This is a genomic window from Mycobacterium sp. E2479, assembly GCF_001667925.1.
In the GTDB taxonomy this organism is placed as follows: Bacteria; Actinomycetota; Actinomycetes; order Mycobacteriales; family Mycobacteriaceae; genus Mycobacterium.
Genome location: NZ_LZJR01000111.1, coordinates 13,704 through 26,416 on the forward strand (window position 1 = coordinate 13,704; position 12,713 = coordinate 26,416).

Sequence of the window (12,713 nt, forward strand, 5' to 3'; positions counted from 1 at the left end):
CCCCAGTGGTTCATACTGAATGCAACACGTGGGCTTCTCATGTGAGCCGATCCGACAGTGTTCCCGCCGGCCTGCGGGAACGGCGAGGTAGCAAGATGACGAGGTTGGACTCCGTCGAGAGGGCGGTTGCCGACATCGCCGCCGGTAAGGCCGTCATCGTCATCGACGACGAGGACCGCGAGAACGAGGGCGATCTGATCTTCGCCGCGGAGAAGGCGACGCCGGAGATGGTGGCCTTCATGGTGCGCTACACCTCGGGATATCTCTGTGTGCCGTTGGATGGTGAGATCTGCGACCGGCTCGGGCTGCTGCCGATGTATGCGGTGAACCAGGACAAGCACGGCACCGCATACACCGTCACAGTCGACGCGCGACGGGGTGTGGGCACCGGGATTTCCGCCTCGGACCGGGCGACCACCATGCGCCTGCTGGCCGATCCCACCAGCGCCGCCGACGACTTCACCCGGCCGGGACACGTGGTTCCGTTGCGCGCCAAGGACGGCGGCGTGTTGCGCCGTCCCGGTCACACCGAGGCCGCCGTCGACCTCGCCCGGCTGGCCGGGCTGCAGCCCGCGGGCGCCATCTGCGAGATCGTCAGCCAAAAAGACGAGGGCGCGATGGCCCAGACCGACGAATTGCGGGTGTTCGCCGACGAACACGACCTGGCGATGATCACCATCGCCGACCTGATCGAATGGCGGCGCAAGCACGAGAAGCACATCGCCCGGATCGCCGAGGCGCGGATCCCGACGCGGCACGGCGAGTTTCGTGCCATCGGCTACGCCAGCATCTACGAGGACGTCGAACACGTCGCGCTGGTGCGCGGCGACATCGCCGGGCCCGACTTCGATGGCGACGACGTGCTGGTGCGCGTGCACTCCGAATGCCTGACCGGCGACGTATTCGGGTCGCGCCGCTGCGACTGCGGACCCCAGCTGGACGCGGCGATGGCGATGGTCGCCCGCGAGGGACGCGGCGTCGTGCTGTACATGCGCGGGCACGAGGGCCGCGGCATCGGGTTGATGCACAAGCTGCAGGCCTATCAATTGCAGGACGCTGGTGAAGACACGGTCGACGCCAATCTCAAGCTCGGATTACCGGCTGATGCAAGGGATTACGGTATCGGCGCGCAGATATTGGTGGATCTCGGGGTTCGTTCGATGCGGCTGCTGACCAACAACCCGGCCAAACGGGTCGGGCTGGACGGGTACGGCCTGCACATCATCGAGCGCGTGCCGCTGCCGGTGCGTGCCAACGCGGAGAACATCCGATACCTGATGACCAAACGTGACAAGATGGGCCACGACCTGGTCGGCTTGGACGACTTTCACGAATCCGCTCATCTGCCAGGTGAATTCGGCGGTGCGTTGTGAGCGGTGGCGCCGGCGTGCCGGAAATACCGGCGCTTGACGCCTCTGGTGTGCGGCTCGGCATCGTGGCAAGCACCTGGCACAGTGAGATCTGCGATGCGCTGCTCGACGGCGCACGCAAAGTCGCCGCCGACTCGGGTATCGATGACCCGACGGTGGTCCGCGTGCTCGGTGCGATCGAAATCCCAGTGGTGGCACAGGAGCTCGCCCGCGACCATGATGCCGTCGTCGCGCTCGGCGTCGTGATCCGCGGTCAGACACCGCATTTCGAATATGTCTGCGATGCGGTAACCCAGGGCCTGACGCGGGTCTCACTGGACGCCTCCACGCCCGTCGCCAATGGCGTGCTGACCACTGACAACGAGCAGCAGGCCCTGGATCGGGCCGGGCTTCCGGCATCGGCTGAGGACAAAGGGGCCCAGGCCGCCGGGGCGGCCCTGTCCGCCGCGCTCACGCTGCGCGAGTTGCGCGCTCGGTCGTGACGTCGCCGTCGGACCGCGAGAGCTGGGATGCGGTGTTGCGTCCGCATCGCACGCCGTTATTCGCTTATGGGGCGGCATTCCTCATCGCCGCGGCGCACATCGCGGTGGGGGCGCTGCTCAAGGTGGGCTCCACCGGGGTTGTCTTTCAGACCTCCGATCAGGTGGCGATCGCGGCGCTGGGTTTGGTCATCGCAGGCGTGGTGCTGTTGTTCGCGCGGCCGCGGCTGCGAGTGGGGCCGGCCGGCGTTTCAGTGAGAAATCTGTTGGGCGACAAGCTGATCGAATGGCCAGATGTTGTCGGAGTGTCGTTCCCGGTGGGCCACCGATGGGCGCGAATCGACTTACCCGACGACGAGTACATACCGGTGATGGCCATCCAGGCCGTCGACAAGGGACGCGCCGTAAACGCCATGGACACGGTGCGGTGTCTGCTGAGGCGCTATCGACCGGACTTGCAGACGCACTGAGCGCTACCATCGGCCCGCCGCCGCATTTTCGGCGTGCACCGCCCGTATCGCCTGGTCGTAGTCAAGTGGTATTAATCATCGGACCGTAAGCGGGGTCGGCCGATGCGACCCCGGCTCCAGCGGTCGACGACAGTGCCACCCCGCCGAATGGTGACGGCCTCGTTGACCAAGCGGCGCTTCATCATTGACGGACACCCATTACTAACCCCGCGATGGATCGTCCGCCTGCGGGTTTGTTCCTTCCTCGGTCTCGGGATTCCAGCTGTTCGGCAGCAGCGGCAGACTCGGGCTGTCCTCCAACGAAGCGCCGGCAACTGTGGTCAAGCCTCCTGGAGCGGCGCCGGCGGCGCGAGCGGTGCCGGCGAACCCCATGCGCCCGGCACCCAGATCCGAAGCCGTCGTCGGGGGCTCATCGGATTCCACCCGGCGATCTTGGTCGAGGTATTCGTAGCGGTGACCGGGGTCGGTCAGACTCGTCCGGTGGCGCCGGCGCCGCCGGGACGGTTCTCGTGGGGCCGCGACCGCTGCCGCCGCGACGGCGTCGACCTTGGGCGACTTCTGCTCCGCGCGGGAGCCGACGCTCATGCCCGTGCCGGCCCCGAGGCCGGGAGGGCCGACCACATAGGGGTAGCCGAACGCCGGGACCCCGGGCGCGGGCGGAACCGGCGTAGCGGCGGACGTCGAGGCGACGGCGGGGGCGGGCGCATGCATTGGGGCGGTGGCCGGCGTGGCAGCGGGCGCTCCGAGGCCGGGGGCCATCGCAACGGGCGCTTCAGTGTGGGACGGAGCAGGCACTGCCGTCGCACCGGGCAGCGTGGGCGCGGGTTGAGCCGCGCTCGCCAACCCGGCCAGCCCCGCCAAACCGGGCGCACTGGCAACCGGGATGAAGGGGGCGATCAGGCCGAAGGAGAGCTGGGTCAATTCCGGCACCTGCGGGGCGAAGTACAAAAGCGACTCTCCGGCCCAGTGTGGAACCTCGGTGACCAGCAACGGGTCGGTCATCAGGTCCGAGAGTGTCGCGGACGGGTTCGAGGGCGACTGGCTCAGGTCCCCGCTGATGGCCCTCGCCACTTCCTGCACGCGAGTTACCCACCAGCTCAACTGAGTTGGGTTTCCGCCGGCGTCCTGGTTGGGGACGTCGGTCTTCTGAATCGCCGGCGGCGGGGCGGTGGGTGGCTTCCACGTCATCGCGGTCTCGGAGACGGCTTCGTAGATCGCCATTGTGGTGGCCGCCTGCAGCCACATCTGCAGATACTCGATCTCGTTCTGGGCGATCGGAATCGTATTGACACCAAAGAAATTCGTCGCCACCAGCTGCGCGAAGACGGCGTGGTTGGTGGCCAGCTCCTCCAGCGTCGGCATGGCAGACAGTGCGGCGGTGTAGGCCGCGGTCACGGTCTCGGACTCGAGGGCCGCCGCGGTGCTGTTGGCGCTGTTCTGCAAGAGCCATGCCAGATATGGCACGTGGGCGGCCACGAATGCCTCCGCGCTGGGTCCTTGCCACGTGCCGGCCTGCACCGCCGCCAGCAAGTCGCCGAGTTCCTGGGCGGCGGTGTCATATTCGGCACTGAGCGCTTGCCACGCCTGCTCCGCCGACAGTAAGGATCCGGGCCCGGGGCCACTGGACAGCGCCGCCGAATGCACCTCCGGGGGGAAGGCGGCCCAGATCGGCATGGTCATCGCCGGCCGTCCGCGTGCGCCCGTGCTGCCATGTTGCCCTCCTCCCGACCCAACCGGTCAGCGGTCCCGCGGTGGCCGGCGGCGCACCGATCAGCCTCGCGGGAGCGCGTTATCCGGCCTCTCAGTGGCTTTCGGCGTTTCAGCGATGCGACAACTGCGGGCCGGCGAAGACGCAGCCGCCGCCATCGCGTCGTCAGTCAACTGATCCGTCCATGTGCTGAGACGGGCCAGCTGTGCGATAGGGACAGCGACGGCAGGAACGTTAGCCCGCACATACAGTATTGTACGCAGAAAATAACCGCAAAGACGGATATAAATCCGCATTTTCACTGAAAATGCGAAGCTAACTGTCAGCCATCGGACAGCCGGACGAGGAATCCGTTCAGGATCAGCGTCTGGGCCAGCCCCGTCTGTTGCCCTGCGCTGAGCCCGGGCAGATCGCCCACCCGAAACGCCCCGGTGCTGCGGGCCAAAAACAGCATCGCCGCTTCATGGTCGGCGCCGGCGCCCACCGACAGCTGAGCGAACTGCAGGACGACGCGGTCCTCTACGCGCGCAACTCGCGCGTAGAGCGGTTCATACTTGGCGACCAGCGTCTGCCCGTCGATGCCCACCGTGTCTTTGACCCGCCCGACCGGAGGGCATCGGCCGCGCCGGACCAAGACCTCGGCCAGCGCTTCGAGGCTTTCGGTGAGGATCTGCGGATCCTCGACGGCTCGCAGGGTGTCCCGGACGAAGTCGTCCAGGCCGGCGCGGGCGGCTGCGTCATCCAGGTGTCGCGGCGGCAGGCGGTCGTGCACGCGCGGGTCGCGCAAACTGAGCGCATACAGCGCGTGGGTGAGGAGCGTGAGCACGGTGGGCGCATGCAGCCCGATCGTCAAATGGACCGACGGCTCGGAGTGCGTTTCGGCCGAATGCACTTGGCCGCGGGGCAGATACAGCACATCGCCGGGCTGCATGCGCACATCGGTCGACGCGGTGGGCTCGGCCGTCCCCACCCCTTTGCGCCGCTGGATCTCATGCGGCGGCACGGCGGCAGCACCGGACACATGCCACGTCTTGGATCCCTGGATCTGCAGGACCAGCACGTCGTGGGGGTCGTAGTGCGGGACGAAGCCGGTCGATTCCGGTGGGGTGACGTAGGCGTTGACCCGTGTCGGGAAGTTCAGTTCGACTTCGATGGAGTGCGACAACGACGCGATCGTGCGTGAGTATCGCTCGAGTCCGTTCAAGACCATGGTGTAGCCGTCGGCCAGGCAGAGTCGTATCCGGACCGGGTCCAGGCCGCCATCGGCGCGTCGGTAGGTCCCCGGATCCTTGTCCTCGCCGCTTTTGACGAGCCGCACGGCCGACGGTTCCGGCTGCACCTGTTCCAGGAGCCCGTCCACGGCCGAGGGGCCGGGCAGCAGCCCGGCGAAGTAACCCGGCTGGCATCGCTTGATGTGGTGGTGCCTGCTTGCCCAGATCTCCGCGAGGAACGAGTCGACCGGGACAGGCTGCAGCAACCAGGCTAGCGAGGACTCGACGGTGATCCCCCCAAAACATCGTGGCGACCGGTATGCACCACAGTAGACCGGCACTCGCGCGCGCCCCGCCTTTCTCGGCGCTGGGCCGGCGGCTACTAGCCTGGGTCTGTGCCCGATCCCGCCACCTATCGCCCCGCCCCCGGGTCCATTCCGGTGGAGCCTGGCGTCTACCGATTCCGGGATCCGCACGGGCGAGTCATCTACGTCGGCAAGGCCAAGAGCCTACGCAGCCGGCTGACGTCATACTTCGCCGACATCTCCAGCCTGCACCCGCGCACCAGGCAGATGGTGACTACCGCGGCCAAGGTGGAGTGGACGGTGGTCAACACCGAAGTCGAGGCGCTGCAGCTCGAATACAACTGGATCAAGGAGTTCGACCCGCGGTTCAACGTCCGCTATCGCGACGACAAAACCTATCCGGTGCTGGCGGTGACCCTCAACGAGGAGTTCCCGCGGCTGATGGTCTATCGCGGTCCCCGCCGCAACGGGGTGCGATATTTCGGGCCGTACTCGCACGCGTGGGCCATCCGCGAGACGCTGGACCTGCTCACCCGAGTGTTTCCGGCCCGTACGTGCTCGGCGGGAGTGTTCAAGCGGCACAAGCAGATTGACCGTCCCTGCCTGCTCGGCTACATCGACAAATGCTCGGCGCCGTGTATCGGTAGGGTCAGTGCGGAACAGCACCGCCAGATCGTGGACGATTTCTGCGACTTCCTGTCCGGCAAGACCGACCGGTTCGCCCGCGAGCTGGAGCAGCAAATGAACGCCGCGGCCGAGCAACTCGATTTCGAGCGGGCCGCTCGACTGCGCGACGACCTGGGCGCGGTGAAGAGGGCGATGGAGAAACAGGCCGTCGTCCTCGGCGACGGCACCGACGCCGATGTGGTGGCGTTCGCCGACGACGAACTCGAGGCCGCGGTGCAGGTGTTCCACGTGCGTGGCGGCCGGGTGCGCGGTCAGCGCGGCTGGATCGTCGAAAAGTCCGCGGAAGCCGGTGATTCTGGCGAGGAACAGCTGGTCGAGCAGTTTCTGACGCAGTTCTACGGCGAGCAGGCCGAATTGGGCGGCGCCGCAGACGAATCCACCAACCCGGTGCCGCGCGAGGTGCTGGTGCCGTGCCTGCCGTCCAACGCCGGCGAGCTGACCAGTTGGCTGTCCGGCCTGCGCGGATCGCGGGTGGCGCTGCGGGTGCCGCAGCGCGGTGACAAACGGGCGCTGGCCGAAACGGTACAGCGCAACGCCAAAGAGGCACTGCAGCAACACAAGCTGAGGCGCGCCGGCGATTTCAACGCCAGATCCGCTGCGCTGCAGAACATCCAGGAGGCCCTCGGCTTGTCCGACGCGCCGCTGCGCATCGAATGTGTGGACATCAGCCATGTGCAGGGCACCGACGTGGTGGGCTCGCTGGTGGTGTTCGAGGACGGACTGCCGCGCAAATCGGACTACCGGCACTTCGCCATCCGGGAAGCCGCCGGACAGGGGCGCTCCGACGACGTCGCCTCCATCGCCGAGGTGACCCGTCGCCGCTTCGCGCGGCACCTGGCCGAACAAAATGACCCGAATATGCTTTCACCGGAAGGAAAGTCTCGCCGCTTCGCCTATCCGCCCAATCTCTACGTCGTCGACGGCGGTGCGCCACAAGTCAACGCGGCCAGCTCGGTGCTCGAGGAACTCGGCATCACCGATGTCGCCGTGATCGGCCTGGCCAAGCGACTGGAAGAGGTGTGGGTACCCTCGGAGCCCGACCCTGTCATCATGCCGCGCAACAGCGAAGGGCTATATCTGTTGCAACGCGTCCGTGACGAAGCGCATCGGTTCGCGATCACCTACCATCGCAGCAAGCGATCCAAGCGAATGACGGCATCGGCGCTGGATTCGGTGCCAGGCTTGGGAGAACATCGCCGCAAGGCGTTGGTAAGCCATTTCGGATCGATAGCCCGCCTCAAGGAGGCCACCGTCGACCAGATCACCGCGGTTCCCGGGATCGGGGTGGCAACAGCCACGGCCGTTGTGGAGGCGCTGCGACCCGAACAAACCGAGGCCGCCCCATGACGGGCCCAGGTGAGTTCGCGGGCGGTCGCTCGGTGGACGCCCCGGCCGGCATCGACGTGGTGCTGGTGACCGGATTGTCGGGCGCTGGGCGGGGTACCGCGGCCAAGGTGCTCGAAGACCTCGGCTGGTACGTGGCGGACAACTTACCCCCGCAGCTGATCACCCGGATGGTCGATTTCGGTCTGGCCGCCGGCTCGCGGATCACCCAGCTGGCGGTGGTGATGGACGTGCGGTCGCGCGGCTTCACCGGCGATCTGGATTCGGTGCGCACCGAGCTGGCCACCCGAAACATCGCCCCGCGCGTGGTGTTCATGGAAGCATCCGACGACATGTTGGTTCGCCGCTACGAACAGAATCGTCGCAGCCACCCGCTGCAGGGTGATCAGACCCTGGCCGAGGGCATTGCCGCTGAGCGGCGCATGCTGGCATCGGTTCGCGCCACCGCCGACCTGATCATCGACACATCGACGTTGTCCGTGCGCGGCTTGCGCGAGACCATCGAGCGGGCATTCGGCGGCGCCGCCAGCGCGACCACCAGCGTCACGGTCGAGTCGTTCGGCTTCAAGTACGGCCTGCCGATGGACGCCGACATGGTGATGGACGTGCGGTTCCTGCCGAACCCGCACTGGGTCGACGAATTGCGTCCACGCACCGGGCAGGACCCGGCGGTGCGCGATTATGTGTTGAGCCAGCCCGGCGCGGCGGAGTTCCTCGACGCCTACCATCGATTGCTGACTCTGGTCGTCGACGGCTACCGCCGGGAGGGCAAGCGCTATATGACGGTCGCCATCGGCTGCACCGGCGGCAAACATCGCAGCGTCGCGATCGCCGAGGCGTTGATGCAGTTGCTGAACGCCCAGAAGGGGGAAGCGCAACTGTCGGTGCGGGTGCTGCACCGGGATCTGGGCCGCGAATGACCGAGCCGATAAACCGGGGCATCGTCGCGCTGGGCGGCGGACACGGCCTGTACGCGACGCTGTCGGCGGCTCGTCGGCTGACTCCCCATGTCACCGCGGTGGTCACCGTCGCCGACGACGGCGGTTCTTCGGGCCGGCTGCGCAACGAACTGGATGTCGTGCCCCCCGGCGACCTGCGAATGGCGTTGGCCGCCTTGGCATCCGACAGTCCGCACGGTCGGCTGTGGGCGACCATCATGCAGCACCGGTTCGGCGGCAGCGGCGCCTTGGCCGGGCATCCGATCGGCAACCTGTTACTGGCCGGCCTGTCCGAGGTGCTGGCCGATCCGGTGGCCGCCCTCGATGAGCTGGGGCGCATCCTCGGCGTCAAGGGGCGGGTGCTGCCGATGTGCCCGATCGCGCTACAGATCGAGGCCGACGTCTCCGGCCTGGAAAGCGACCCCCGGATCTTCCGGCTGATCCGCGGCCAGGTGGCCATCGCGACCACACCGGGCAAGGTGCGCCGCGTGCGGCTGCTGCCCGACAACCCCCCGGCGACACGGCAGGCCGTCGACGCCATCATGGCCGCCGACTTGGTGGTGCTGGGCCCCGGCTCGTGGTTCACCAGCGTGATCCCGCATGTGCTGGTGCCCGGACTCGCGGCGGCGCTTCGGGCGACCACCGCTAGGCGCGCCCTGGTGCTCAATCTGGTGGCCGAGCCGGGGGAGACGGCGGGCTTCTCGGTCGAGCGTCATCTGCACGTGCTGGCGCAGCACGCACCGGCATTCAGCGTGCACGACATCATCATCGATGCCGAACGGGTGCCCAGTGAGCGCGAACGCGATCAACTGCGCCGCACCGCCACACTGCTTTCGGCCGAGGTCCACTTCGCCGACGTGGCCAGACCTGGTACACCTTTACATGATCCAGGCAAACTCGCGGCGGCCCTGGACGGGGTCCGGGCGGCCGGTAAGGCTCCGGGAGCGTCTCCGATCACTGCCACCGCGGATATTCGGGTCGACGGTGCAGGACCACAAGCCGGTGGGAGTGGACCGGCCGGCAGCGGACCAAGGGGTGACGACGCGTGGCGATGACGACCGAAGTCAAGGACGAACTGAGCCGCCTCATTGTGAAATCGGTCAGTGCCCGCCGCGCGGAAGTCACGTCCCTGCTGAGGTTTGCCGGCGGGCTGCACATCGTCGGCGGCCGCGTCGTGGTCGAGGCGGAGGTGGACCTGGGCAACGTCGCGCGGCGGTTGCGCAAGGACATTTTCGAACTCTACGGGTACAACGCCGTCGTGCATGTGTTGTCGGCCAGCGGGATTCGCAAGAGCACCCGATACGTGTTGCGGGTGGCCAATGACGGCGAGGCGCTGGCCCGCCAGACCGGCCTGCTCGACAACCGCGGCCGGCCGGTGCGCGGGCTGCCGGCGCAGGTGGTGGGCGGCAGCGTCGGCGATGCCGAAGCCGCGTGGCGAGGAGCCTTCCTGGCGCACGGGTCGCTGACCGAGCCGGGACGCTCGTCGGCGCTGGAAGTCAGCTGCCCCGGCCCGGAGGCGGCGCTGGCGCTGGTGGGTGCCGCGCGGCGGCTCGGTGTCAGCGCGAAGGCCCGCGAGGTGCGTGGCGCCGATCGGGTCGTCGTGCGCGACGGCGAGGCGATCGGCGCTCTGCTGACGCGGATGGGCGCCCAGGACACCCGGCTGGTGTGGGAGGAGCGCCGGATGCGGCGCGAGGTTCGGGCCACCGCCAACCGACTGGCCAACTTCGACGACGCCAACCTGCGCCGGTCGGCCCGGGCGGCGGTCGCCGCCGCGGCCCGGGTGGAGCGGGCCCTGGAGATACTGGGCGACACCGTCCCGGACCACCTGGCCTCGGCTGGCAAGCTGCGCGTCGAGCACCGGCAGGCGTCGCTCGAGGAACTCGGCCGGCTCGCCGACCCCCCGATGACGAAAGATGCTGTGGCGGGCCGTATTCGGCGGCTGTTGTCGATGGCTGACCGCAAGGCGAAGGTCGAGGGCATTCCCGACACCGAGTCGGCGGTCACGCCGGATTTGCTAGAGGACGCTTAACCCCGACGCGCGGTGTGCGGCGGTTGCTCCACCGGGCCCGCGCGACTCGCCGGTGGCAAACCGTGTTTGAGCGCTGAACAGTCGGACGGGCAGACGCTCGCAATCGTTGCGGTGAAGAATTTCGATGCGCGCGGTCCGGTGTGGTTCTTCCGTGGCATCCGTTCATGTTCCGGGCCCGAGCGGATCCCATGAATGCGATTTCTTTACGTTGGGTATGAATGCGGCTATCGATATCCTTTTATGGACGAACGGCGGGGCATAAATAGGCGAGGTTGGGATCTTTAGACACCTATTCGACGCGCAAATTCAGAGGGCTTACATAAAATCTTTGAAAATGATATGAGTGCAGACGTACCCGCCGCGTGAGCCAACGGGAGCTGCCTATAGGCAGGCGTGGAGAACGCGCGCTGGCACCGTGGCCACGCCGAACTCAGCTCAGCCACACCTTCGTCCATCGCGATCGCGCGGCCGGTGTTCCGGCCCTCTTCTGTGCTGGGTCCACGCTCTGGTCGGCAGGGCCCAGTCCCCGTGCGGGCGTCGCGGTACGACCCCATTCGCCGCGAACTCAATTTGTGATGGCGAGATTTTTATTCGTGGTTAACGGCCGAGGGGCGCCTTTCCCGGCTCTTCAGCACCCATTCACCATCTCGTCTTCTCGGATTTGTGCGAGGTAGAGACGTTTATCGCCGGTTCGGTTATCGAATCTCGCATGCGCGCCCCGGCGTCGGAACCCTGCGACGGCGCCGACCGTGGTCGATTCTCGGCGGACGGCCTTGGGGTGATCGCTGGCTACTGTCCTGTCTACGAAAGGACATGGTCGTCGCCCAGCAAACTCTTCTGGCGGCGATGAAGTGCTCAACGACGTTGACGTTCGCCTTGTCGGCGACGCAAGAGGCGGGGGAAGGCATTGGATTTCGGGTTGTTACCGCCGGAGATCAACTCCGGCAGGGTCTACTCAGGGCCGGGATCGGCGCCGTTGCTGGCAGCTGCGGCCGCCTGGCAAGGGTTGGCAGCCGAATTGCGTTCGACCGCAGCGTCTTACGGTTCGGCCATCTCGGAGCTGAGAACCACCTGGCGTGGGCCCTCGTCTGCAGCGATGGCCGCCGCGGCGGCCCCCTACATCGAGTGGCTTGACGGCACCGCCGTGCAGGCCGAACAGACGGCAGCCCAAGCCAATGCGGCGGCTGCGGCCTATGAAGCAGTTTTCGCGGCCACGGTCCCGCCGCCGGTGATCGTGGCCAACCGGGCGTTGTTGGCGTCGCTGATTGCGACCAACTTCCTGGGCCAAAACACTCCGGCGATCGCCGCCACTGAGGCCCAGTACGCCGAGATGTGGGCCCAAGACGCCGCAGCTATGTATGCCTATGCCGGTTCTGCGGCGGCCGCAACCCGGCTGCCCCCGTTCAGCGCAGCCCCGACGATCGCCGACGGGACCGTTGACCAGGCGGCCGCGGTCACGTCCGCGCTACGGTCGTCGACCGTATCGGGCGCGGAATCTTTGCTGACACAGTCGGTCTCGCAGGCTCCGTTGGCGGCGCAAAGCCTTGCCTTGAACGCCGATGCGGCAACGGCGGCAGCCGGGCTGCCGCTGAGCCTGACGGACGTCACCGGAATCCTGAAGACGTTCAACAGTGTCATGGGAGTTGTCTCCGGACCGTACACGCCGCTGGGCCTGGGGAATTTGATGAAGAACTGGTACCAGATCTCCATCAGCATCCCGAGCCTCGGTGTGGGCATCCAGGGTATCGGCCCCCTGCTGCATCCGAAGCCGCTGCTCGGCGTATTGGCCCCGCTGCTGCACAGCGACCTGCTGAGCGGTTCGGCCGCGCTGTCGAGTGCGGGCTCGGTTTCGGCGGCGGCGGGCCGTGCCGGCTTGGTGGGGTCGTTGTCGGTGCCGTCGAGCTGGGCCTCGGCGGTCCCGGCAATCAGGACGGTTGCCGCCGAGCTGCCAGAGACCATGCTGGACGCCGCTCCCGCAATGGCGGTGAACGGTCAACAGGGCATGTTCGGCCCGACCGCTTTATCGAGTCTGGCCGGGCGTGCTGTCGGCGCGACCGCCACCCGCACGGTCGCCGGGTCGACCGTGCGGGTTCCCGGTGCTGTGGCTGCCGACGACATCGCGACCACATCGACCGTCATCGTGATACCGCCGAACACAAGATAAGAGAGGTT

Annotated in this window: 10 protein-coding genes and 1 pseudogene; 8 read left to right on the forward strand and 3 right to left on the reverse strand. The window is 67.3% G+C overall.

The genetic code is table 11. The features are described from left to right. Nucleotides 1-95: 95 nt before the first annotated feature. From A5686_RS17105 to A5686_RS17115, 3 genes are read left to right on the forward strand one after another with little or no spacing between them, the layout of a single operon-like run. Nucleotides 96-1,373 carry a bifunctional 3,4-dihydroxy-2-butanone-4-phosphate synthase/GTP cyclohydrolase II gene (locus tag A5686_RS17105; protein ID WP_067936710.1) on the forward strand — a complete coding sequence of 426 codons (1,278 nt, stop codon included), beginning with the start codon at nt 96-98 and terminating at the stop codon, nt 1,371-1,373. Next, entirely contained in the window at nt 1,370-1,852 is a 483-nt protein-coding gene (gene ribH / locus A5686_RS17110) for a 6,7-dimethyl-8-ribityllumazine synthase (protein WP_067936627.1), read from the forward strand. The genes A5686_RS17105 and ribH overlap by 4 nt, the downstream gene beginning before the upstream one ends. Further along, the gene (locus A5686_RS17115) at nt 1,849-2,319 is read left to right on the forward strand and encodes a PH domain-containing protein (RefSeq protein ID WP_067936630.1); all 471 of its coding nucleotides are present in this window, start codon (nt 1,849-1,851) and stop codon (nt 2,317-2,319) included. The genes ribH and A5686_RS17115 overlap by 4 nt, the downstream gene beginning before the upstream one ends. Nucleotides 2,320-2,325: 6 nt before the next feature. On the opposite strand, the pseudogene A5686_RS27990 reads toward A5686_RS17115, so the two are convergent. From A5686_RS27990 to A5686_RS17125, 3 genes and pseudogenes are all read right to left on the reverse strand, one after another. Continuing rightward, nucleotides 2,326-2,504: pseudogene (locus tag A5686_RS27990) on the reverse strand (hemophore-related protein); the annotation flags it as partial. A 16-nt stretch (nt 2,505-2,520) separates the two neighbouring features. Beyond that, nucleotides 2,521-3,999, reverse strand: coding sequence for a PPE family protein (locus tag A5686_RS17120; RefSeq protein ID WP_067936633.1), 1,479 nt, complete (start codon nt 3,997-3,999; stop codon nt 2,521-2,523). Between the two features lie 350 nt (nt 4,000-4,349). Beyond that, nucleotides 4,350-5,531 carry a cupin domain-containing protein gene (locus A5686_RS17125; RefSeq protein ID WP_067936713.1) on the reverse strand — a complete coding sequence of 394 codons (1,182 nt, stop codon included), beginning with the start codon at nt 5,529-5,531 and terminating at the stop codon, nt 4,350-4,352. 102 nt (nt 5,532-5,633) lie between these two features. Here A5686_RS17125 and uvrC point away from each other — a divergent pair, with 102 nt between their 5' ends. The 5 genes from uvrC (at nt 5,634) to A5686_RS17150 (ending at nt 12,705) form a co-directional block, all read left to right on the forward strand. Continuing rightward, the gene (gene uvrC, locus A5686_RS17130; RefSeq protein ID WP_067936636.1) at nt 5,634-7,577 is read left to right on the forward strand and encodes an excinuclease ABC subunit UvrC; all 1,944 of its coding nucleotides are present in this window, start codon (nt 5,634-5,636) and stop codon (nt 7,575-7,577) included. Continuing rightward, nucleotides 7,574-8,494, forward strand: coding sequence for an RNase adapter RapZ (rapZ, locus tag A5686_RS17135; RefSeq protein ID WP_067936639.1), 921 nt, complete (start codon nt 7,574-7,576; stop codon nt 8,492-8,494). The genes uvrC and rapZ overlap by 4 nt, the downstream gene beginning before the upstream one ends. An 8-nt stretch (nt 8,495-8,502) precedes the next feature. Next, nucleotides 8,503-9,567: a uridine diphosphate-N-acetylglucosamine-binding protein YvcK gene (yvcK, locus tag A5686_RS17140; protein ID WP_156750118.1), complete on the forward strand. Its 1,065-nt coding sequence runs from the start codon at nt 8,503-8,505 to the stop codon at nt 9,565-9,567. Continuing rightward, nucleotides 9,564-10,541: a DNA-binding protein WhiA gene (whiA, locus tag A5686_RS17145; protein WP_040631623.1), complete on the forward strand. Its 978-nt coding sequence runs from the start codon at nt 9,564-9,566 to the stop codon at nt 10,539-10,541. Before yvcK ends, whiA begins: the two co-directional genes overlap by 4 nt. 907 nt (nt 10,542-11,448) lie before the next feature. After that, on the forward strand, nt 11,449-12,705 hold the full coding sequence (locus A5686_RS17150; protein WP_067936645.1) for a PPE family protein: 1,257 nt from the start codon (nt 11,449-11,451) through the stop codon (nt 12,703-12,705). Nucleotides 12,706-12,713 lie beyond the last annotated feature (8 nt).

Excerpts from the sequence above, each read along its gene's own strand:
- rapZ (WP_067936639.1), top strand. The coding sequence starts at position 7,574 with ATGACGGGCCCAGGTGAGTTCGCGGGCGGTCGCTCGGTGGACGCCCCG.
- whiA (WP_040631623.1), top strand. The coding sequence starts at position 9,564 with ATGACGACCGAAGTCAAGGACGAACTGAGCCGCCTCATTGTGAAATCG.
- A5686_RS17120 (WP_067936633.1), bottom strand. The coding sequence starts at position 3,999 with ATGACCATGCCGATCTGGGCCGCCTTCCCCCCGGAGGTGCATTCGGCG.
- A5686_RS17105 (WP_067936710.1), top strand. The coding sequence starts at position 96 with ATGACGAGGTTGGACTCCGTCGAGAGGGCGGTTGCCGACATCGCCGCC.